Origin of the sequence: Methylobacterium dankookense, assembly GCF_902141855.1 — a bacterium.
Classification (GTDB): Bacteria; Pseudomonadota; Alphaproteobacteria; order Rhizobiales; family Beijerinckiaceae; genus Methylobacterium; species Methylobacterium dankookense.
Genome location: NZ_CABFVH010000015.1, coordinates 18,699 through 38,522, shown reverse-complemented (window position 1 = coordinate 38,522; position 19,824 = coordinate 18,699). Strand labels below are relative to the sequence as shown.

Below are 19,824 nucleotides of genomic sequence, written 5' to 3'. Positions count from 1 at the left end.
TCCATCGAGCCGGCCGCGCATGGGGCGCGGCCGGCGGCTCGTCAGTGCGAGCGGTCGGCGCGGTCCGGCGCGTGGCCGGTGCCGCTGTGGCGGTGATGCCGGTCGCGCTCGCCGCCCCCGCCGGAGACGTGGGAGCGCGAGTCGCTCGTCGGCGATCCGGGCGCAGGGCCGCGATCGTCCGGCCGGCCGGGCTTCGCCGCGTTCTGATGGCTGCTGCCGGGGCCGCCCTGGTGGCGGTCGGCAGCCGGATTCTTGGTCGAGGTTCTCATCGATCCTGCTGGTATCCCTTGTTGGTGGTGTTGACCTTCGTGTTGCCCGACTGGCCGAGCTTGTCCGGATCGGCGGACTGGGGCGAGCCCTTGGGACCGGTGGCGGTCGGGGCCTCGGATGCGCTGCCCGGCCCCTTGTCCGAGCGGTTCGCGGGCGGCACGGGTGGCGGCTTGGTGGTCATGCGGCGTCCCTGTTCTGGTCATGATGCCCGGGCGGATCGGCCGTGAGCGCGGCATCTGCCGCGGGCCGAGGCACCTGAGCGGCGCGGCGGCGACGGAACCGGGAGGGCTTCGCGTCGCCGGTCTCGTGAGGCCAACGCCAGGGAGGCCGCGCGGTTCACAGGGGCGGCGATGCCGGACGCTGCCCGGCATCGCCCGGGACTTCAGAAGGAGAGCTTCATGCCGCCCGCGATCGTGCGGGGCGCGCCCGCATAGATCGAGCCCGTGGTGGCGGCGAGCACGGCGGCGCCGTTCTGCAGGCCCGTCGTCGCGCTGATCGTGTCGGCGAGGTTCTGCGCCGAGGCGACATAGGCCGTGTCGAACAGGTTGCGCACCTCGACATAGAGGCTCAGCCGCTTCGCGTAGGTGCCGGCGAGATCCGTGTCGTAATGCAGGTTGGCGTTGACGACGGCGTAGCCCGGCGCCTTCAGGAGGTTGGCGTTGTCGAGGTAGAAATCCCCCTGGACCACCGTCTCGACGAAGGCGCCGAGGCCGGCGAGCGGGCCGGAGGGCACGTCGTAGCCGAGGCGCGCGAGCAATTGGTGGGTGGGCACGCCGGGAATGGTCCGGCCGGCCCGGTCGAAGAGCCGCGTCAGGCTGCCGGCGCTGATCTGTTCGACATAGTCGGTGTAGATCTGGTCGTTGAAGCCGTAGGCGAGCGTCGCGCGCCAGCCCGGCGCGAAGTCCCAGTTGGCGCCGAGCTCGACGCCGCGATGCTCCGAGGCCGGCGCGTTGAAGGTGTAGGCGAGGAGGCCGGCGCCGGGCGATTGCGAGACGAGCTCGTTGCGGAAGAACTCGTAGAACCCGGTCAGGCTCACCGAGACGCCCGGCAATGGCGTCCAGTCCGCCCCGAGGTCGAGCCCGAGATTCTCCTGCGTCCGGAGCTGGGTGTTGTTGCCGGGCAGGCCCGCCGGCGTGACGAACAGGTTGGCGGCGGCCGGCGTCGTGTAGCCGGTCGCCACGCGCCCGCGGACCTGCCACGCGTCCGAGGGCCGGTAGACCAGCGCGAGTTCCGGAGCGACGTTGAGGAAGCTGCGGTTCACGTCGGCGACCGTGCGCGTCGTGCCGGCCGCGTTGGTCGCGTAGGCGAAATTCCGGCCGGTGATGGCGGTGTCCTCGGCGGAGATGCCGAGCACGCCGGTCCAGCGCTCCGAGAGCGCGAGTTCGACCCGGGCGCGCCCGCCGAGATTCGACTGCACCGCCTCCTGATCGCCGATCAGCGCGCCGAGCCGGGGCCCGCCATAGGGCGCGCGGTTGTAGGTGGTGATGTGGTTGTCGATCGTGTTGTAGGCGAGCGCCACGTAGCCGGTTGCCGGCAGGCCGAAGAGGTCGCCGCGCCGGGTGAGGTCGGTGAGGAAGTTCCAGGACGGATACGAGCCGCGCGACGAGGTCGTGTAGAAGGGCTGGTTGAAGTTGCGCTCGTCGAAGCCGAGCTGCGTGCGCCAGGTGGTGAAGGCGTCGATGTCGTGCTCCCAGCGCGCCGCCACGATGGTGCGCCGGTCGTTGCGCTGGAGCGCGGCCTCCGTCGCCGTCACCGGCACGGTGGGCCCGAAGACGCCGTTGCGGAAGTAATTGTAGGTGGTGCAGCCCGGCGCGGAGCTCGCCGCCGCAGTGCAGCCGCGCTGGTAGGGGTTGATCCGGTACTGGGCCAGCGAGGCGCGCGCCGCGAGGTTGGCGTGCAGGTCGTTGTTGATCACCTTGAGGGTGAAGCGGTTGTCGGGCGTCGGGGTGTAGCTCGCCAGCAGGTTGATTGTCTGCGTGTCGAAGCTCGCATGGTCCTGGTAGCCGTTGCCGCGCACGTCGCTGGCGAACAGGCTGATCTCGACCGGGCCGCTGGCGCCGCCGACGGTGACATAGTTCGACAGGTAGCCATAGGCGCCGGCATCGACACCGTACTCATAGCCCGCGATCTCGCGGCCCGTGCGCGTGCGGAAGGCGATGGCGCCGCCGGTCGCGTAATTGCCGAACAGCGCCGATTGCGGCCCGCGGAACACGTCGATGCGGCCATAGGCGCGCGGATCGGTGTAGTCGAAGCGCGCGGCGCCGTCGGGCTGGGTCACCACGAAGCCGTCCTCCAGCACGACCATGTTCTTGATCACGCCGGTGGAGCGGGCATTGTTGCCGCGGATCGAGACGATGACGTCGCGCGCGCCGTTGCCCTGGCGCACGGTGACGCCGGGGCTGTTGACGAGGACCGAGCCGACATTCGTGGCCGGACGGTCGGCGATGACGTTGCGCCGGTCGATGGCGGTGACGACCTGCCCGACCGGATTCTCGATCACCGAAGGGGCCGAGCCCTGCGGCGCGGCGACGCCGAAGCCCGGTGCGCCCGGCCGGGCTGGGCCTCCCTCGCCGACGACGGAGAGTTCCTCGAGCGTGACGCTGTCGGCCGCCTCCCGGGCCGTTGCGAAGACGGGCGTGAGCGTGGCCAGCAGCAGCGCGGCGAGGGGCGCGGTGGCGGCGGGCCGGACTCTGCGGCGAGCGTCGCCCGCAGGCATGCGTGCGGAGGCGGCCGACGCCGCAGCGCCGCCGTGGAGAAGACGTGACATGAAAAAAGCGGTCCGGGTCTGAGCGATCGGGAAGGCGGATCGATCAGAGGATGGGCGGACCGCGTGGGCCGACGGATCGGTCGGGAGGCGCCCGGGCCCGCACCGGGCCGGCCTCGCGCCAGGCGGCGGAGGCCACCTGCACGGGCGCCCAGGTCACGGTGGCGAAGGCCGTCGGGAGCGGGAGGAGCCAGCCGGCCCCCTGCATCGCCGTGCAGCAGACGTGCTGCCGGCAGGCCGATTCATGGTCGACCGGCACGCTCGCGGCGTCGTGCCGGGCGCAGATCTCGGGACCGGCCGGGGTCGATACCGACGGGGAGAGGCCGCCGAGGAAGGCCTGGAGCAACAGCGCGTAGAGCGCGATCACCCCGATGATCGCGCGGCTCTGGACCATTCTGGGCAGGCACCGGCGCATGGGTGCAGTTACGGAACGGCAAAGCTTCCGGTCAATCCATCCGGGACCGTTCGGCCGTGAAGAAATTTTTCCACCCTCCGGCCGCACCGGGCGGGGAATCGTCACCTCAGCCCGGCACCCGCGAGGGCTGCAACCGACCCTCTGCGCGCAATTCAGGCGCAAGCCCAAGACGATTCGGCCTACCGCTCCGTATATCTTGTCATATCCGGCGCCCATACCCTGGATAGAACGGTGAAGTTCCCAATAAGTCCGCACATAAATTCGCCCTTGCCGCGCTTGCAGCGCCGCGGTGCGCGGCCATGTTCGTCATCCTGGCTGTCGTACCCAATCCGGTGCAGCGAGACACGGAGGATGATCATGGCGAATGCCAACAGGCACAACATGGGCCCGGGCGCGCAGGGCAAGGGCTCCGGGACCGGCGCGCTGACCGATCTGCCCGAAGGCGTCCTCCCGGAGAACATGGTGCTGAGCAACCGGGACAAGAGCCTGCACGGCGAGGCGCGCGGCCTCGACGGCAAGCATGTCCAGACCGAGCAGTACCAGGACCATGCCGGCAACCGGCAGGCCCCACCCGAGCCCCCGGCGGGCGAGGCCAACAGCAGCGGGCTGTCCAGCCCGAGCATGGGCTCCTCGGGCGACGACGGCAGCCTCAAGCGGCGCCAGCACGGTTGAGCACCCCGGCCGGGAAACCTTCCGCGCCCCTGCGGCCTTGATCCGGAACGCGAGCCCGGGACCGGCGGTCCCGGGCCTGGGAGGAGGCCGCATGGACATCTGGCATTTCATCGAGCGCGACCACGCCAACATCGCGCATCTCATCCACGAGATGCCGGCGGCCTTCCCCGGCTCGGGCGTCCTGCGCAGCCGCGACCGGCTTCTCGCCGACCTGATCGACGAACTCGACCTGCACGCGGCCTCCCTCGCCGGAAGCCTCTATCCGGCGCTGCGGCGCGATCCCGGCACGGCGCGCCTCGTCGCCGATCTCGCGGACGAGGAGGCCGGCTTCATGCGGGCCCTGCGCCGGCTGCAGCGGGAACGGTCGGGTGCACGGGGCTGGCTCGACCGTTTCGCGGACGCGACCTACGCGGTGGACCGGTGGCTCCACCGCCACCGGCACGAACTGGCGCCGGCCGCCCGAGCCCGGCTCTTCGGCCCGGATCTGGAACGGGTCGCGGATGCCTTCGTGGGCGCCCGCAGGCGGGCCCTGCACGGGCGGGGTGGCGGCTTCCCCGCGCATCTCCAAACCGCCGGTGCCGCCGTCGCCCTGACCTCCGCGGCCGCGCTGCTGATCTGGGGTCTCGTCGCGGCGGGCCGGCATCCGGCCGTGCGCAGGCGGTTGGACCCGAACCGCACCGCCGATGCGGCCCCGCCGCGAGGGCGGGACGAGACCCCACGCGAGCGTCAGGAGCGCCTGCTCGACGAAGCCATCGAGGAGACCTTTCCAGCGAGCGATCCGATCGCGCCGTCGCGGATCACCCGCTGACGGCGTCCGGCGCGGACTGGAGAAACGTTCTTTCTTCAGGACGCTGCCAGCACGGCAAGATCCGTCTACCGCTGAGGCCAAACGAGAAAGATCCTCCGCCTTGCCCCTGGCACACCAGGGGCTTGGCAGAGCATTGCGGTCGAGGAGGCCGTGTGGACGGGCCGGCGCGAGCCCGCGGCGATGCTTGACATCGTTCTGTAAAACGAACACCACAGGGCATCCCATCCGGCCGCAATGAGGCGCGGCCGATCTCAGGAGGTATCCGTGGCCGTTCAGCGCGCTTCTCGACAGGACCGGACCGCTCGGGCCCGGCTCGCATGCCGGATGCTCGCCCTCGGCCTTGCGCTCTGCACCGCGCTGCCAGTCGGCGCGTCCGCGCAGAGCGAGCTCCTCAACGTCTCCTACGACCCGACGCGGGAACTCTACCGGGACGTCAACGCGGCCTTCGCCGCGGAGTGGAAGGCCAAGACCGGCCAGGACATCACGGTCCGCGCCTCGCACGGCGGCTCGGGCTCGCAGGCCCGCACGGTGATCGACGGCGTGCCGGCCGACGTGGTGACGCTCGGCATCCCCTCCGACATCGACGCCATCGCCAAGATCTCGAAGAAGATCAACGCCGACTGGCGCACCAAGCTGCCGAACCAGGGCCTGCCCTACACCTCGACGGTGGTCTTCCTCGTGCGCAAGGGCAACCCGAAGGGCGTGAAGGACTGGGCGGACCTCGCCAAGCCCGACATCAAGGTCATCACCCCGAACCCGAAGACCTCGGCGGGCGGGCGCTGGAACTTCCTCGCGGCCTGGGGCTACGCCTACGAGCGCGACGGCAAGGACACGGCCAAGGCCGACGCCTTCGTTGGGCAGATCTACAAGAACGTGCCGGTGCTCGACACGGGCGCGCGCGGCTCCACCGTCACCTTCGCCCAGCGCGGCCTCGGCGACGTGCTGCCGGCCTGGGAGAACGAGGCCTTCCTCGTGCTGCAGGAATTCGGCGCCGACAAGTTCGACATCGTGGTGCCGCCGGTCTCGATCTACGCCGAGCCGCCGGTCGCCCTGGTCGACGCCAACGTCGACGCGAAGGGGACCCGGAAACAGGCCGAGGCCTATCTGCAGTTCCTGTTCAGCGACAAGGCGCAGGCGATCTTCGCCAAGCACCGCTACCGGCCGATCAAGCGCGAGGCCGCCGACCCGAAGGACCTCGCGCTCCTGCCCGAGATCAAGCTCTTCAAGATCGAGGATCTGCAGGGCGACTGGGACACGATCCAGAAGAAGAACTTCGACAATGGCGGCCTGTTCGACCAGCTCAGCAAGGCCGGCCGCTAAGAGCCGTTGATTTCCCTCGCGCCCCGCCGAAGCGGTAGCCGCCTTGGCGGGGCGCGCCCCAGGGCCCCTCGATGACCGAGCCACACAAACCCCGCTGGCACTTCCGCCGGCCGAGCGTGATCCCAGGCTTCGGGATCACCTTCGGCTACACGCTGACCTGCCTGTCCCTCGTCGTGCTGCTGCCGCTGGCGGCGCTCGTCTGGCGTGCCTCCGGGCTCGGCCTGTCGGGCATCATCGACGTCGCCCGCGATCCGCGCGTGGCGAGCGCGCTGAAGATCAGCTTCGGCGTGTCGCTGCTCGCCGCGCTCACGGCCTCGATCTTCGGCTTCGTGGTGGCCTGGGTTCTGACCCGCTACCGCTTCCCCGGCCGCCGGATCGTGGACGCCACGGTCGACCTGCCCTTCGCCCTGCCGACCGCGGTGGCCGGCATCGCGCTGGCCTCGCTCTACGCGCCGACCGGCCTCGTCGGGGCGCAGCTCGAGCGGATCGGCATCCAGGCCGCCTACACGCCGGTCGGCATCTTCATCGCGATGGTGTTCATCGGGCTGCCCTTCGCGGTGCGCACCGTGCAGCCGCTGATCGCCGAGATCGACAAGGAGGTCGAGGAGGCCTCCGCCACCCTCGGCGCGAGCCGCCGCGCGACGCTGGTGAAGGTGGTGCTGCCGCCCCTCATCCCGGCGGTGCTGACCGGCTTCGCGCTCGCCTTCGCCCGCGGCGTCGGCGAGTACGGCTCGATCATCTTCATCGCGGGCAACCTGCCTTACGTCTCCGAGATCGCGCCGCTGCTCATCGTCATCAAGCTCTCGGAATACGACTACGCGGGCGCCGCCGCGATCGCCACGATCATGCTCGGCATCTCGTTCCTGACGCTGCTGGCGATCAACCTGATCCAGGCCTGGAGCCGCCGGAGATTCGGCTATGTCTGAGGGCGCCGTCATCCTGAGCGGGCCACCGCCCGCGGCGCGGGCGCAGAGCGCCGTCGGCGAGGGCCGGGCCGTGCGCTGGACGCTGATCGCCGTGGCGATCGTGTTCCTGGCCCTGTTCCTCGTCCTGCCGATGCTGACGATCTTCGTGCAGGCCTTCTCGAAGGGCTGGGAGACCTATCTCGCCACCTTCCGCGAGCCCGATGCCATCGCGGCGGTGAAGCTCACGCTGACCGTCGCGGCCATCGCCGTGCCCTTCAACCTCGTCTTCGGGGTGGCGGCGGCCTGGGCGATCGCCAAGTTCGAGTTCCCGGGCAAGAGCCTGCTCGTGACGCTGATCGACCTGCCCTTCTCGGTCTCGCCCGTGGTGTCGGGGCTGATCTACGTGCTGGTCTTCGGCTCGCAGGGCGTGTTCGGCGGCTTCTTCGCCGCGCACGGCATCCAGATCCTGTTCGCGCTGCCCGGCATCGTGCTCGCGACGATCTTCGTCACCTTCCCCTTCGTCGCCCGCGAGCTGATCCCGCTGATGCAGGAACAGGGCACCGCCGAGGAGGAGGCGGCGCTGACGCTCGGCGCCTCCGGGCTCTGGGCCTTCCTCACGGTCACGCTTCCGAACATCCGCTGGGGCCTGCTCTACAGCGTGCTCCTCTGCAATGCCCGGGCGATGGGCGAATTCGGCGCGGTCTCCGTGGTGTCGGGCCACATCCGCGGCCTCACCAACACGATCCCGCTCCACGTGGAGATCCTCTACAATGAGTACAACTTCGTCGCGGCTTTCGCCGTCGCCTCTCTCCTCGCCGGCCTTGCCCTTGTCACGCTCCTCCTCAAATCCGTCCTGGAGTGGCGCTACGCGGGCGAGCTCGCCGCCGGCGGACGGCACTAGCGCCAAGCCCTCCACGGCGATCCGCGTCGAGGGCCTGTCGAAGACCTTCGACACGGCGGCCGTGCTGCACGATTTCCACCTCGACGTGCGGGCGGGCGAGCTGCTCGGCCTGCTCGGCCCCTCGGGCTCGGGCAAGACGACGCTGCTGCGCATCATCGCCGGGCTCGACTTCCCCGACCGCGGCCGGGTGCTGTTCGGCGGCGACGACGCCACCGGCCTGCCGGTGCAGCAGCGGGCGGTGGGCTTCGTGTTCCAGCACTACGCCCTGTTCAAGCACATGAGCGTGGCCGACAACATCGCCTACGGCCTCAACGCCCGGAAGCGCAGCGACCGGCCGAGCCGCACCGAGATCCGGCGCCGGGTCGGCGACCTGCTCGACCTGATCAAGCTGTCGGGCTTCGGCGACCGCTACCCGTCGCAGCTCTCGGGCGGCCAGCGCCAGCGCGTGGCTCTGGCCCGCGCGCTCGCCGTGGAACCGCGGGTGCTCCTCCTCGACGAGCCCTTCGGGGCGCTCGACGCCCAGGTGCGCAAGGACCTGCGCCGCTGGCTGCGCGAGATCCACGACCGCACCGGCCAGACCACGATCTTCGTGACCCACGACCAGGACGAGGCGCTGGAGCTCTCCGACCGGGTCGCGGTGCTCGACAAGGGCCGCCTGGAGCAGGTCGGCACGCCGGACGAGGTCCAGGACAGCCCGGCCTCGGCCACCGTGCTGAAGTTCCTCGGCGACGCCGTCGAGGTCGAGGCGATCGCCGAGGGCGGCCAGGTGCGCGTGGAGGGCCGCCCGGTCCCGAGCGTGGTGGCGCCGGACGGGCTGATCGGCCCGGTCAAGCTCTACGTGCGGCCCTGGCAGATCCAGCTCACCGAGCCCGCCGCCGCCCATCTCCACGGCACGGTGCGCGCCTCGCACCGCAGCCAGGGGCGCCAGCGCATCGAGGTCGACCGCGGCGAGGGCCGCCCGCTCCTCGTCGAGGATTTCGACGGCGAGCGCTACGCGGCCGGCCGCGACGTGGGCCTGCGCATCGTCGGCGGCTACGTGTTCGCCTGAGTTTCGGCCCGGGCTTCGGCCTGGGCCTGCGCCCGGCGCGTCGCCACGGCGTCGGCGAGCAGGCACAGGATCTCGAAGGCGATCTGCCCGCCCGCCAGCGCCGTCACCCCCGCGGGGTCGAGGGAGGGGGCCACCTCCACGAGGTCGGCGCCGACGAGATCGAGCCCGCGCAAAGCCCGCACGAGGTAGAGCGCCTCGCGGCTGGTGAAGCCGCCGATCTCGGGCGTGCCGGTGCCGGGGGCATAGGCCGGGTCGAGGACGTCGATGTCGAAGCTGAGATAGGTCGGCCCCGCGCCGACGATCGCGCGGGCCTCGGCCGCGACCTCCGGCAGGCCGCGCGCCGTGGCTTCCTCCATCGCGATCACACGGACGCCCTGGGCGCAGGCCCAGTCGCGCTCGTCCGGCGCATCCAGGCTGCCGCGGATGCCGATCTGTACGCAGCGGCGCGGATCGAGCACCCCGTCCTCGATCGCCCGGCGGAAGGGCGTGCCGTGGGTGAGCCGCGTGCCGCCATACTGGCCGTCATCGGTATCGCTGTGCGCGTCGATATGGACGAGGCCGAGCGGCCGTCCCGCGCCGAGGGCGCGCAGCACCGGATAGCTGACGAGATGGTCGCCGCCGACCGAGAGCGGCACGATGTCGGCGGCCCGGAGATCGGCGAAGAACGCCTCGATCCGCCGGCAGGTCTCGGCCGCGTCGATCGGGTTGACCGGCACGTCGCCGAGATCGGCGCAGGCCGCGAGGGCGTAGGGCGCGATGCCGGAGGCGTGGTTGACCATGCGCGTGCCCGTCGAGGCCTCGCGGACGGCGCGAGGCCCTAGCCGGGCGCCGGGCCGGTTGGTGGTGGCCCCGTCGAAGGGAATGCCGACGAGGCCGATCTCGACGCCTTCCGCCGCCTCGGGCGCGCGTACCGGAAGCCGCATGAAGCTCGGCAGGCCGGAGAATCGCGGCGTCTCCATGCCGGATGCGGGGCGGAACCTCGCGATCCGCGCCGCATCCGACTCGCTGACCCTGTGCGGCACGCGAACATCCCCCGCCGAACCCCGGCCCCTCATCCTAGAGCGCTGTCCGCCGAAGTGGACACCGGTTCGGCGAAAGAGAGCGCGTCCTGGGATCCCGGGATCCGGGCAGGCTCAGCAATTGCGGTCGAGCTGGTAGCCGTTCGGGCCGGCATTGCCGCGGAAGCGGCAGCCGCCATAGCTGCCGGCGAAGCCGTAGGAATCCTGCCCCGTCTTCCAGCTCGCGCCCCGCCCGCCGGGGTAGGTGGCCGAGCGATGCTCGCGCGGCGCGCGGGCGGCGCGTCGCTGCCGCCGGGCCGGCCGCTCCGCGCGCGGCCCCGGCCTTGCCTCGGCCGGCACGGCCTGCGGGCTGCGCACGGCCGGCGCCGCCTCGGGCGGCGCGCCCTGCGCCCGGGCCAGCCCGCAGAGGCTCAAGCCAAGAAGGGCAGCGAGTGAAACAGTACGGAACATCTTGGCCGGCTCCTTGCGCGAACGGTCGTGATTCGCGGTCAAGACTGTGCTGTTGCCCGCGAGATCCGACAAGGACAGTCTTCGATTCGACGGAGCATGGCCGTGTGAGGACGCACGCGGGGCCGCTGCCGGCCTCCCGGAGCGGGTGCGCACGCGATCTTCGCCCGGCGCGCGTTGACGAAGGCGCCCCCCCTGGCTATAGAGCGCGCTCTGCCGGGTTGCGGCCTCCGCGGCCCGGCCTCGCTATTGCCTGACAACCTGCACGCGTTGACCGACCCCCGGCCCAGACCGGACCGTCGGTATCGCCCGACGAGACGAGGATGCCCATGGCCAACACCGCGTCGGCCAAGAAAATGACCCGCAAGATCGCCAAGCGCACGGCGATCAACCGCTCCCGCCGCTCCCGCATGCGGACCTTCCTCCGCAAGGTCGAGGAGGCGATTGCCGGCGGCGATTCCGCCGCCGCTGCCGACGCGCTGCGCGTCGCCCAGCCCGAGATCATGCGCGCCGCGCAGAAGGGCATCGTTCACAAGAACAACGCCTCGCGCAAGGTTTCGCGCCTCGCCGCCCGCGTGAAGGCGCTCTCGGTGCCGGCCGCCGCCTGACGCGGCAGCCGAACCTCACGGTTCAAGAAGCCCGGCTCTCACGAGCCGGGCTTTTTTCATGGCCGATCGATCTCATGGCCGATCTCATGGCCGACAGCCCTCGACGCACGGCCACGCCTGCCGAGCGCGTCAAGCGCGCGGCCGTCAGGACACCATCCGTTAACCCTGTCTGCGAAAGCTCCGCGGCGGAAACCTGCGCACAAGCCTGCCGGTCCCGCGAGTCACAGACCCGCCCCGATCCGACGAGCCCGAGTCGCGCCGCGCGAATCGCATGGCGGAACAACGTGGTAGCCGGGTAACGACACACCTGGGCCAAGCACTCCCCCGGTCGTCCTGGGGTTTCCCCGCAAGTCCCACTGTTAAAACTACGATAGGTCTTTGTTGATAGCGTCCCGGGGTCGGCGAAAGCCGGCAGCGGAGACCTTGACTCCGTTCGTGATCTGCGCCCTGCCCGTATTCGCGGGGCTCTTGAGCGTAGTTGTGCGTACGCCCCGCAGCGGTTCTCCGCTCCCGGAGCGAGGAGAGCGATTGATGCAAGTCGACGGGAACGTTGCGGGCGACGACGGCAATGGCCGGAACGGCGGGAACGGCTCGGAGACCCCGGCTGCCTGGGCGCGGGTGAAGCGCCGTCTGCGGGCGGAACTCGGCGAGGACGTGTTCGCGAGCTGGTTCGCCCGCCTGGAGCTGGAGGACGTGGTCGAGGGCACCGCCCGCCTCACCGTGCCGACCCGCTTCCTCAAGAGCTGGATCGAGTCGCACTACCTCGACCGGGTGCTCACCACCTTCAAGGCCGAGATCGCCGAGATCGCCCGCGTGGAGGTCGGCGTGCGCGGCACCGGAGCGCCGGCCAAGGCCGCCCTCCCGAGCGCGGCCAAGCCGAGCGCGGCGAGCCCCCTCGCCCGCCTGCACGCGGCGCCGCAGCCGGCCCCGGTCGCCGCCCTGGCGCAGTCCACCCCCGAGGCGCGCGCGGAAGGGGGCGACCTCACCGGCACGCCGCTCGATGGGCGCCTCACCTTCACGAGCTTCGTGGTCGGCCGCTCGAACGCGCTGGCCCATGCGGCGGCCGAGCGCGTGGCCCGCCACGACGGCGAGGGCGCGCTCTACAACCCGCTCTACCTCCATGCCGGCGTGGGGTTGGGGAAGACGCACCTGCTGCACGGGATCGGCCATGCCGCCCGCGAGGCGGGACGGCGCGTCATCTACTTGACCGCCGACCGCTTCATGTACGGCTTCGTCAACGCCCTCAAGACGCAGAACGCGCTCGCCTACAAGGAGCGCCTGCGCGGCATCGACCTCCTGATCCTGGACGACGTGCAGTTCATCCAGGGCAAGTCGATCCAGGCCGAGTTCGGCCACACCATCAACGCGCTGATCGATGCCGGCCGTCAGGTCGTCGTCGCCTCCGACCGGCCGCCGGCCGATCTCGAAGCCCTCGACGAGCGCGTGCGCTCCCGCCTCGCCGGCGGCCTCGTGGTCGAGATCGGCAACCTCGACGAGCAGCTCCGCGTCTCGATCCTCACCGCCCGCCTCCAGTCGGTGCGGGTCTCCCACCCGACCTTCGAGGTCTCGCCCGCGGTCGCGGCCTACGTCGCCCGCGCGATCACGGCGAACGGCCGCGATCTCGAGGGCGCGGTGAACCGCCTGCTCGCCCACGCGACCCTGACCGGCACCGCCGTGACCATGGAGACGGCCGAGACCGCGATCCGCGACCTCGTGAAGAACCGCGAGCCGAAGCGCATCAAGATCGAGGACATCCAGAAGCTGGTGGCCTCCCGCTACAACGTCTCGCGCTCGGACATCCTGTCGGAGCGCCGGACCGCCGCCGTGGTCAAGCCGCGCCAGATCGCCATGTACCTCTCGAAGGTGCTGACGCTGCGCTCGCTGCCCGAGATCGGCCGCCGCTTCGGGGGCCGCGACCACACCACGGTGCTGCACGCGGTGCGCAAGATCGAGAAGCAGATCGGCGAGGACGCGGTGCTCGGCGACGAGGTCGAGCTCCTGAAGCGCATGCTGCAGGACTGAGCCTGCGGGACTGAGGCAGCGGGCGGCGCGACGGCACGCGCGGCGAGAATTGCGGATCGGGAGCCCCCGCCTGTGGGCGCCCCCGGCCCGCTCTCGGCGCGCCCTTGCCTTCGCCCCGCCCCTTCGCCAAGTTGGCCGGCCAGTTCAGTCCCGCTGCCGGCCGCGGCGGCGCTTCAGCACCAGAGTCCTGCGATGAGAGTCACTGTCGAGCGCGCGGCCCTTCTTCGGTCGCTCGGCCACGTGCACCGCGTCGTCGAGCGGCGCAACACGATCCCGATCCTGTCGAACGTGCTGCTGCGCGCGGAATCCGGCGGCCTGCAGCTGCGGGCGACCGACCTCGACATCGAGGTGACCGAGACGGTGCCCGCGGACGTGGCCGATCCCGGCGCCACCACCGTGCCGGCCCACGTCATCTACGACATCGTGCGCAAGCTGCCCGAGGGCGCGCAGGTCTCTCTGGAGACCGGCGACGCGGGCCAGATGACGATCCGCTCCGGCCGCTCGCGCTTCGCGCTGGGCGCCCTGCCCGAGGGCGACTTCCCCGATCTCGCCGCGGGCGAGCTGCCCCACACCTTCTCGATCGCCTCCGCCGACCTGAAGCGGCTGATCGACAAGACCCAGTTCGCGATCTCCACCGAGGAGACGCGCTACTACCTCAACGGCATCTACCTGCACACGCTGGAGACCGAAGGCGCCCTGAAGATGCGCGCGGTCGCCACCGACGGCCACCGCCTCGCCCGCGTCGAGCTGGACGCGCCCGAGGGCAGCGCCGGCATGCCCGGCATCATCGTGCCCCGCAAGGCGGTGGCCGAGATCCAGAAGCTCGTGGACGACGGCGGCGAGAGCGTCGAGATCGATCTCTCGCCGGCCAAGATCCGCCTGCGCTTCGCCGGCGGCGTCACCCTGATCTCGAAGCTGATCGACGGCACCTTCCCCGATTACCAGCGCGTCATCCCCACGGGGAACGACAAGCGCCTGACGGTCGAGCGCGAGGCCTTCGCCCGCGCCGTCGACCGCGTCTCCACCATCTCGTCCGAGCGCGGCCGCGCGGTGAAGCTCGGCCTCGGCGAGGGGCGCCTCGCCCTCTCGGTGAACAACCCGGATTCCGGCAGCGCCACGGAGGAGCTCGACGTCGACTACGAGGCGGCCGGCCTCGATATCGGCTTCAACGCCCGCTACCTCCTCGACATCACGAGCCAGCTCGAGGGCGACACCGCCCTGTTCAAGCTCGCCGATCCCGGCTCGCCGACCCTGATCCAGGACCGCGAGGGCGCGCCCGCGCTCTACGTGCTGATGCCGATGCGGGTGTGAGGTCGGTGGCACCCGGGGCGTCGTCGGTCTAGACTGACGACCCTGCCGTCCGCCTCTCCTGCGATGTCGAAGCCCGTCATTCTCGATTCCGCACAAGCCGCCTTCGTCGAGGGCCTCGTCACGACGGGGCGCTTTCCCTCGGCCGACGAGGCGGTGACGGCCGCCCTGCGCCTGCTCAACGCCCGGGAGGCGCGCCTCTCCGAGCTGCGGGACGCGTGGCGTGAGGGCGTCGAGAGCGGCGATTACGAGCCGGTCGAAGCCTTCCTCGACGATCTGGCCGCCGAATTCGCGGCGCCCGCGCAGGCCGGCCCTTGAGGCCGGTCGTCCTGTCCTGGCATGCGCGCGCAGATCTGAGGGAAATCGCGGCCTTCATCGCCGCCGACGATCCGGCACGGGCGGCGCGCTTCGTCACGGAGCTGCGCGCCCGCTGCCAATCCCTGTCGCATCATCCGATGCAGGACCGGCCCGCGCCCGAGATCGATCCGGACCTGCGCATCCTGGTCTTCCGTGCCTATCTCATCCTTCACCGCGTGCACGACGACACTGTGCGGATCGACCGCGTCGTCCACGCGGCCCGAGACCTCTCCGCCCTGTGGCCGCATGACTGATCCCGAGGCCCAGCGTCTCACCCGCCTGATCGCCCGCGACTTCCGCAACCATGCCGATCTCGACCTCGCGCTGGAGCGCCGCTTCGTGGCGCTCGTCGGCGAGAACGGGGCGGGCAAGACCAACCTCCTGGAGGCGATCTCGCTGTTCTCGCCGGGCCGGGGCCTGCGCCGGGCGGACCTCCTCACCATGGCGCGCGCAGGAGGGCCCGGCGGCTTCGCCGTCTCGGCGACGCTTGCCCGCGACGGCGACGAGCACCGCCTCGGCACCGGCGTCGAGCCGCCGGGCTATGACGGCCGGGCAGCCCGGGTCTGCCGGGTCGATGGCGGCGGCGTCCCCTCCCCCATCGCCTTCGCCGAGTTCCTGCGCGTGGTCTGGCTGACGCCCGATCTCGACGGCCTGTTCCGCGGCCCGGCGGGCGACCGGCGCCGCTTCCTCGACCGGCTGGTGCTCGCCGTCGATGCCGCGCATGGCGCCCGGGTCTCGGCGATGGAGCGGGCCTTGCGCTCGCGCAACCGCCTCCTGGAGGAGCGCCCGAACGACGGGCAATGGCTCGATGCGGTGGAGCGCGAGGTGGCGGAGCTCGGCGTCGCCGTGGCGCTCGCCCGCCGCGAGACCGTGGAGCGCCTCGACCGGCTGATCGCCGAGACCCGCGACGACGCCCAGCCCTTCCCCTGGGCGAGCGTGCGGCTCGAAGGCGACCTCGACGACCTCGTCGCGGTCTGGCCGGCGGTCGAAGCGGAGGACCGCTTCCGCCTCGCTCTTCGCCAAGGCCGCCCCCGCGACCGCGCCGCCGGACGCACCCTGGTCGGCCCGCAATCCACGGATCTCGTGGTGCGCCACGGCCCGAAGGACGTGCCGGCGGCGACCGCCTCGACCGGCGAGCAGAAGGCGCTGCTGATCGGCCTCGTCCTCGCCCATGCCCGCCTCGTCCAGGCGATGAGCGGCATCGCGCCGCTCATCCTCCTCGACGAGGTCGCCGCCCATCTCGACCCGCGCCGCCGCGCCGGCCTGTTCGACGCGCTCGAAGCCCTGCCGGGACAGGTCTGGATGACGGGGGCGGATCCGGCCCTGTTCGCCGAGCTCGAAGGCCGCGCCGATATGGTACGGATCGCCGACGGCCGCGTGGTGCCGTCCGAAGCCTGATTCCGTGAGACCCATGCGCCTCGCCCCGTTCGGCGTCGCGACGCGATGAGACTTATGGAGGGGTAGGGCGCCAGCCTCTTCGTTCGCGCCGCACGGCCGCATCCGCCAGCGACGCTTCGAGCAGTTGCAGCGCGTCGGCGCGTGTCATACGCACCGCCTCGGTCTTGTCGCTCTCCGCCGCGGCCGCCACTTGCTCGGCGAGCCGGTCGACCGCCGCGCTCTCGATTTTTGGGGTCATGGCTGCAAGCCTCGTGCGCTCGCGCTAGGGTTAAGCACAGCCTCAGGCCTGCACAAGCGAACAAGCCATTTAATCCTAGCTTCAAGCCCTCGGACCCCGCATGACATCCCGCCTCGACGAGGCCCGCGCCGCGCTCCAAAAAACCTTCGGCTACGACGATTTCCGTCCCGGTCAGGACGAGGTGATCGGCGCCGTGCTCGACGGAACGGACGTGTTCGCCGTGATGCCGACGGGCTCGGGCAAGTCGATGACCTACCAGTTGCCCGCTCTCGTCGAGGACGGGCTCACGGTGGTGGTCTCGCCGCTGATCGCGCTGATGCACGATCAGGTGCAGCAGATGCGCGCCTTCGGCATCCCGGCGGCGACCTTGAACTCCACGGTGGCCGAGACGGAATCGCGCGAGACCTGGCGCAGGATCCGCTCCGGCGAGCTGCGCCTGCTCTTCGTCTCCCCCGAGCGCCTGCTGATGGACGGCTGCATGGACGCCCTGCGCGGGGCCGGCGTGCGGCGGCTCGCCGTGGACGAGGCGCATTGCGTCTCGCAATGGGGGCACGATTTCCGGCCCGAATATCGCGACATCGCCCGCGCCCGCGACGCGCTCGGCAACGTGCAGGTCCTGGCGCTGACCGCCACCGCGGACGCCGCGACGCGCGCCGAGATCGCAGAGCGCCTGTTCCCGGCCGGCCGCGCGCCGCAGATCTTCGTCCACTCCTTCGACCGGCCGAACATCCGCCTGACCTTCGCGCCGAAGGACAACCCGACGCGTCAGATCGAGCGCTTCCTGAAGCATCGCCGCTCCGAGAGCGGGATCATCTACTGCTCGTCGCGCAAGCGCACCGAGCAGCTCGCCGAGACCCTGCGCAACGACGGCTTCAACGCCTTCCCCTACCATGCGGGCCTCGACCAGGGCACGCGGATGAGGAACCAGGACACCTTCCTGCAGGAGGACGGGGTGGTGATGGCCGCGACCATCGCCTTCGGCATGGGCATCAACAAGCCGGACGTGCGCTTCGTCTGCCACGCCGACATGCCGAACAACATCGAGGGCTACTACCAGGAGATCGGCCGCGCCGGCCGCGACGGGCTGCCCGCCGACACGCTCACCCTCTACGGCCTCGACGACATGGCGCTACGCCGCCGCCAGATCGACGAGAAGGAGGTCGGCGACGACCGGCGCCGGGTCGAGCGGCGCAAGCTCGAGGCGATGATCGCGCTCTGCGAGGGCGCCACCTGCCGCCGGCAATCGCTGCTCGCCTATTTCGGCGAGGCGAGCGGGCCGTGCGGCCGCTGCGACCTCTGCCGCGGCGGCGTCCAGCTCGTCGACGGCACCGTCTCCGCCCAGAAGGTGCTGTCCGCCATCGTGCGTACCGGCCAGCGCTTCGGCGCGGCCTATATCTGCGACGTGGTGCACGGCAAGGAGAGCGAACAGATCCGCCGCAACGGCCACGGCCAGCTCAAGACCTTCGGGGTCGGCTCCGACAAGCCGGTGGCGGCTTGGCGCGCCATCCTGCGCCAGCTCTTCGCCGCGGGGGCGGTCGCCGAGAACACGGACGGCTATGGCAGCCTCTCGATGACCGAGAAGGGCGAGGCGATCCTGTTCGGGCGGGAGCCGATCCAGCTCCGGCCCGATCCCGAGCCGCGGCCCGAGACCCGCGAGCGCCGCCGCGGCCCCGCCGCCCGCGACGACGAGGCGCTCGCCCTCTCCGAGGCCGACGAGGCCCTGTTCCAGCATCTGAGAGGCCTGCGCGCGACCATCGCCCGCGCCGAGGGCATCGCCGCCTTCATGGTCTTCCCCGACCGGACGCTGGTCGAGATGGCGCGCCAGAAGCCCGTGGACCTCTGGGCGCTGCGGGCCGTCCACGGGGTCGGCGAGCGCAAGCGCGAGGCCTATGGCGAGCGCTTCGTCGGGGCGATCTCGGAGTTCCTGGCACACCAGGCGGCGGGCTGAGCCTCCGCCGCCGCCTCGACGCGGTTTCTCCTCGTCCCCGCCCCAATCCCTCTGCTAGGGACGGCGTGTCCCTGACCAAGACGCGCGAGCGCCCGACCATTTCTCCTGCATCACACACCGTCCGCGGCGCGGCGCCTGCGCTCCCGCCGAGGATCGGCCGGCGCGCCGTCTTCTACCTGCCGGGCTTCGACCCGCGCGAGCCGGAGACCTACTGGGGCCTGTTCCGGCGCGAGGCGCGGCTGACCGCGGAGCGCCGGGGCCTCGCCATCGCGGTGGGCGAGCCGCGCCGCGCGGAGGACGGCATCAGCCTCGACTGGCCGGTGACCGCCGGGAGCACGCGGACGGCCTACAGCCTGCTGCGCTGGGACGCGATCGTGCGTGCCCGCTTCCCCCGGCCCGAATGGCGCCGCCTCGCGGCGGTGCCGGCCCTCCTGCTGCGACTGTCCCGGACGGGCTACACGCGCAGCCTGCGCAAGGAGGCGCGCCGCTTCTCCACCGTGATCTACGGCGTGCACCGGATCTATCTGGCGTTCGCTCTCCTCAGCCTCGTGCTCGCAGGGAGCGCCCTGGCCCTCATCCCCGCCGAGGCCCGCCCCTGGGCGTGGCCCGCGGTGCCGGTCCTGGCCTATGCGGTGCTGGCGCTGCTGATCCGCCTCACCCGGGGCAAGCCGCTCTACGTCGCCCATCTCGTGGACGACACCGCCTTCACCCACGACCACGCCGCGGGCCGCACGCCCGAGATGCCCGCACGGCTCGACGCCTTCGCCGCGCGGATCGCCGCCGCGGAGGCCGAGGGCGGCATCGACGAGATCGTGGTGGTGGGCCATTCCTCGTCGAGCTTCCTCGGCGTCGAGGTGCTCGACCGGATCCTCGCCCGGGATCCCGGCTTCGGGGCCCGCGTGCCCGTCTCCTTCGTGACGCTCGGCAGCGTCATCCCCTGGATCGGCCTCGACCCGGCCGCAGCGCGGATCCGCGGGGCCCTCGCCCGGGTCGCGGCGGCCGAGCAGATCGCCTGGCTCGACATCCGCGCGCCCTGGGACTGGCTCTCGATCCACCTGCGCGATCCGCTGACCGCCTCGGGCGTGCCGTCCCCCGGTCCGGACCGGCCGGCGGTGATGCGCGTCCAGATCGAGGACCTGATCGAGCCGCGAACGGTGGCGCGGCGGCGCTGGAACCTGTTCCGCATGCATTTCCAGCTCCTGATGTCGAGCCGGAAGCCCGAGGCGTTCGACTACATCGCCTTCGTGGCCGGGCCGGAGCCGGTCCGCGCGGCGATCGACCGCTGCCGCCGGATGCCGGCGCGCGCCGCGCCGGACACGGCGCGGGTTGCATGAGCTCGGCGATACACCCAAATCCTGCGCGCTGCCGCGGCGGCG

At 71.4% G+C, this 19,824-nt stretch carries 21 protein-coding genes; 14 read left to right on the top strand and 7 right to left on the bottom strand.

The annotated features are described in order from the left end of the window. Positions 1-41 precede the first annotated feature (41 nt). The 4 genes from MTDSW087_RS13310 to MTDSW087_RS13295 form a co-directional block, all read right to left on the bottom strand. Positions 42-269, bottom strand: coding sequence for a hypothetical protein (locus tag MTDSW087_RS13310; RefSeq protein ID WP_144764588.1), 228 nt, complete (start codon positions 267-269; stop codon positions 42-44). Next, positions 266-451 (bottom strand): hypothetical protein, encoded by a 186-nt coding sequence (locus MTDSW087_RS13305; RefSeq protein WP_144764586.1) that lies wholly within the window; start codon positions 449-451, stop codon positions 266-268. The genes MTDSW087_RS13310 and MTDSW087_RS13305 overlap by 4 nt, the downstream gene beginning before the upstream one ends. 201 nt (positions 452-652) lie before the next feature. Further along, complete coding sequence (locus MTDSW087_RS13300) at positions 653-2,986, bottom strand: TonB-dependent receptor family protein (RefSeq protein ID WP_144764723.1); 2,334 nt, start codon at positions 2,984-2,986, stop codon at positions 653-655. A 94-nt stretch (positions 2,987-3,080) separates the two neighbouring features. Then, complete coding sequence (locus MTDSW087_RS13295; RefSeq protein ID WP_238178599.1) at positions 3,081-3,428, bottom strand: hypothetical protein; 348 nt, start codon at positions 3,426-3,428, stop codon at positions 3,081-3,083. Positions 3,429-3,806: 378 nt separating this feature from the next. Here MTDSW087_RS13295 and MTDSW087_RS13290 point away from each other — a divergent pair, with 378 nt between their 5' ends. The 6 genes from MTDSW087_RS13290 to MTDSW087_RS13265 all read left to right on the top strand — a co-directional run bounded on the left by MTDSW087_RS13290 (position 3,807) and on the right by MTDSW087_RS13265 (position 9,103). Further along, on the top strand, positions 3,807-4,121 hold the full coding sequence (locus tag MTDSW087_RS13290) for a hypothetical protein (protein ID WP_144764582.1): 315 nt from the start codon (positions 3,807-3,809) through the stop codon (positions 4,119-4,121). 91 nt (positions 4,122-4,212) lie between these two features. After that, positions 4,213-4,929, top strand: a complete 717-nt coding sequence (locus tag MTDSW087_RS13285) for a hemerythrin domain-containing protein (protein WP_144764581.1) — start codon at positions 4,213-4,215, stop codon at positions 4,927-4,929. Between the two features lie 324 nt (positions 4,930-5,253). Further along, the gene (locus tag MTDSW087_RS13280; RefSeq protein WP_144764721.1) at positions 5,254-6,249 is read left to right on the top strand and encodes a sulfate ABC transporter substrate-binding protein; all 996 of its coding nucleotides are present in this window, start codon (positions 5,254-5,256) and stop codon (positions 6,247-6,249) included. A gap of 71 nt (positions 6,250-6,320) precedes the next feature. Then, positions 6,321-7,175: a sulfate ABC transporter permease subunit CysT gene (gene cysT, locus MTDSW087_RS13275; protein ID WP_144764579.1), complete on the top strand. Its 855-nt coding sequence runs from the start codon at positions 6,321-6,323 to the stop codon at positions 7,173-7,175. Further along, the gene (cysW, locus tag MTDSW087_RS13270) at positions 7,168-8,055 is read left to right on the top strand and encodes a sulfate ABC transporter permease subunit CysW (RefSeq protein ID WP_144764577.1); all 888 of its coding nucleotides are present in this window, start codon (positions 7,168-7,170) and stop codon (positions 8,053-8,055) included. The genes cysT and cysW overlap by 8 nt, the downstream gene beginning before the upstream one ends. A gap of 61 nt (positions 8,056-8,116) precedes the next feature. Further along, positions 8,117-9,103: a sulfate/molybdate ABC transporter ATP-binding protein gene (locus tag MTDSW087_RS13265; RefSeq protein WP_238179301.1), complete on the top strand. Its 987-nt coding sequence runs from the start codon at positions 8,117-8,119 to the stop codon at positions 9,101-9,103. Here MTDSW087_RS13265 and speB read toward each other — a convergent pair. Both speB and MTDSW087_RS13255 read right to left on the bottom strand, forming a co-directional pair. Continuing rightward, positions 9,088-10,062 (bottom strand): agmatinase, encoded by a 975-nt coding sequence (speB, locus tag MTDSW087_RS13260; RefSeq protein WP_238179300.1) that lies wholly within the window; start codon positions 10,060-10,062, stop codon positions 9,088-9,090. The genes MTDSW087_RS13265 and speB overlap by 16 nt on opposite strands. A gap of 174 nt (positions 10,063-10,236) precedes the next feature. Continuing rightward, positions 10,237-10,572 (bottom strand): translation initiation factor IF-2, encoded by a 336-nt coding sequence (locus tag MTDSW087_RS13255; RefSeq protein ID WP_144764573.1) that lies wholly within the window; start codon positions 10,570-10,572, stop codon positions 10,237-10,239. A 326-nt stretch (positions 10,573-10,898) separates the two neighbouring features. Here MTDSW087_RS13255 and rpsT point away from each other — a divergent pair, with 326 nt between their 5' ends. The 6 genes from rpsT to recF all read left to right on the top strand — a co-directional run bounded on the left by rpsT (position 10,899) and on the right by recF (position 16,262). Then, a complete protein-coding gene (rpsT, locus tag MTDSW087_RS13250; RefSeq protein WP_144764572.1) occupies positions 10,899-11,177 on the top strand; it encodes a 30S ribosomal protein S20 in 279 nt (92 codons plus the stop codon). Positions 11,178-11,708: 531 nt separating this feature from the next. Beyond that, complete coding sequence (dnaA, locus tag MTDSW087_RS13245) at positions 11,709-13,199, top strand: chromosomal replication initiator protein DnaA (RefSeq protein ID WP_144764569.1); 1,491 nt, start codon at positions 11,709-11,711, stop codon at positions 13,197-13,199. Positions 13,200-13,391: 192 nt separating this feature from the next. Beyond that, positions 13,392-14,510 carry a DNA polymerase III subunit beta gene (dnaN, locus tag MTDSW087_RS13240; RefSeq protein WP_144764567.1) on the top strand — a complete coding sequence of 373 codons (1,119 nt, stop codon included), beginning with the start codon at positions 13,392-13,394 and terminating at the stop codon, positions 14,508-14,510. Positions 14,511-14,573: 63 nt separating this feature from the next. Continuing rightward, complete coding sequence (locus tag MTDSW087_RS13235; protein ID WP_144764565.1) at positions 14,574-14,825, top strand: type II toxin-antitoxin system ParD family antitoxin; 252 nt, start codon at positions 14,574-14,576, stop codon at positions 14,823-14,825. Then, complete coding sequence (locus tag MTDSW087_RS13230; RefSeq protein ID WP_186383831.1) at positions 14,822-15,118, top strand: type II toxin-antitoxin system RelE/ParE family toxin; 297 nt, start codon at positions 14,822-14,824, stop codon at positions 15,116-15,118. Before MTDSW087_RS13235 ends, MTDSW087_RS13230 begins: the two co-directional genes overlap by 4 nt. Continuing rightward, positions 15,111-16,262 carry a DNA replication/repair protein RecF gene (gene recF / locus MTDSW087_RS13225; RefSeq protein WP_144764562.1) on the top strand — a complete coding sequence of 384 codons (1,152 nt, stop codon included), beginning with the start codon at positions 15,111-15,113 and terminating at the stop codon, positions 16,260-16,262. The genes MTDSW087_RS13230 and recF overlap by 8 nt, the downstream gene beginning before the upstream one ends. 52 nt (positions 16,263-16,314) lie before the next feature. On the opposite strand, the gene MTDSW087_RS13220 is transcribed toward recF, so the two are convergent. Further along, positions 16,315-16,500, bottom strand: a complete 186-nt coding sequence (locus tag MTDSW087_RS13220) for a hypothetical protein (protein ID WP_144764560.1) — start codon at positions 16,498-16,500, stop codon at positions 16,315-16,317. 100 nt (positions 16,501-16,600) lie between these two features. Between MTDSW087_RS13220 and recQ the strand changes: the two genes are divergently transcribed. After that, on the top strand, positions 16,601-18,448 hold the full coding sequence (recQ, locus tag MTDSW087_RS13215; protein WP_144764558.1) for a DNA helicase RecQ: 1,848 nt from the start codon (positions 16,601-16,603) through the stop codon (positions 18,446-18,448). 152 nt (positions 18,449-18,600) lie between these two features. Continuing rightward, entirely contained in the window at positions 18,601-19,782 is a 1,182-nt protein-coding gene (locus MTDSW087_RS13210) for a hydrolase (protein WP_144764717.1), read from the top strand. The last annotated feature ends 42 nt before the right edge of the window (positions 19,783-19,824 follow it).